This window comes from Nonomuraea cypriaca (assembly GCF_015645445.1).
Taxonomy (GTDB): Bacteria; Actinomycetota; Actinomycetes; order Streptosporangiales; family Streptosporangiaceae; genus Nonomuraea; species Nonomuraea cypriaca.
The window spans coordinates 1-1,198 of the sequence record NZ_JADOGI010000525.1; the positions used below are offsets into that span (position 1 = coordinate 1).

The 1,198-nt window shown below is 66.2% G+C and carries 1 protein-coding gene and 1 pseudogene; both read left to right on the forward strand.

The genetic code is table 11. From position 1 onward, the window contains the following. Positions 1-186: 186 nt before the first annotated feature. Positions 187-501 (forward strand): annotated as a pseudogene (locus tag ITP53_RS61790) (helix-turn-helix domain-containing protein); the annotation flags it as partial. Further along, positions 390-1,169 carry an IS630 family transposase gene (locus tag ITP53_RS55390; protein ID WP_456238124.1) on the forward strand — a complete coding sequence of 260 codons (780 nt, stop codon included), beginning with the start codon at positions 390-392 and terminating at the stop codon, positions 1,167-1,169. The pseudogene ITP53_RS61790 and the gene ITP53_RS55390, both read left to right, overlap by 112 nt. Positions 1,170-1,198 lie beyond the last annotated feature (29 nt).

A 1,198-nucleotide genomic window follows, 5' to 3' on the forward strand; every position in this document is an offset into this window, starting at 1 on the left:
TACAGAGTTTGAAGGGCTAGCTATCGGCGATGGAACGAACACATAGCGCTATGGGTGAGTTACATCGTCGTGTTTCGGCAGTAAAACTCTGCTGTGCGGTACCCCGATGGTGGCGGCTTGTCCGCCAAGGCACGCGTCAAGCGCGAGCAGGTCCGCTTCAAGGCGGCGGACATGTACGAGCGGGGCATGACCCCGCCACAGGTCGCCCGGGCGCTGCGGGTCACCCCCAGCTCGGCCAACGCCTGGCACCGTAGCTGGCGAAGCGGCGGCAAGCAGGCCCTGGCCTCCAAGGGACCGGGCGGCTCGACCTGCCGCCTGGACGATGAGCAGATCCAGACCTTGGAGACCGAGCTCGATCGGGGCCCCGCTGCCCACGGCTGGGAGGATCAGTGCTGGACCCTGTCCCGCGTCACTACGGTCATCAGGGAGTTGTTCCGCGTCGACTACACCCCGCGCGGGGTGTCCTACCTGCTGCATCGCATCGGCTGGAGCCCACAGGTGCCCGCGCACCGCGCCATCGAACGCGACGAGGCCGCCATCACCACCTGGGTGAAGGAGACCTGGCCGTATATAAAAGGCAGGCCGCCGAGCGCGGCGCCTGGGTCTGCTTCGTCGACGAAACCGGGCAAAGCCTCTGCCCGCCGAAAGGGCGCACCTGGGCGCGGCGCGGGCAGACCCCCATCGTGACGGTGTCCGGCAAGCGCTCGGGCCGGGTCTCGGTGGCCGGCCTGGTCTGCGTCAAGCCCGGCCACAGAACCCGGCTCATCTACCGGACGATCACCTTCCACGGCCGCAAGAACGAGCCCAAGGGCTTCGGCGTCCGCGACTTCAAACGCCTGCTGGAGGCCGCTCACCAGCAGTTAGGTGGCCCGCTCGTGATCGTATGGGACAACCTCCCCGCTCACGTCTGCGCCGGGATGCGTCAGTTCATCGACGAACACGACTGGCTGATGGTCGTCCAGCTCCCCAGCTACGCCCCTGAACTTAACCCCGCCGAAGGCATCTGGGCCAACCTCAAGGGCCACCTGGCCAATCTGGCCGTCCGTGGCGGCATCGACCACCTCGCCGCCATCATCAAGCACCATCTCAAGCGCCTGCAATACCGGCCCGACCTGCTCAACGCCATCATCGCCCAGACCGAACTGATCCTCGAACCCGAACCGCCGTAACGCGAGAAGCCAGCCTTTCAACCTCTGTA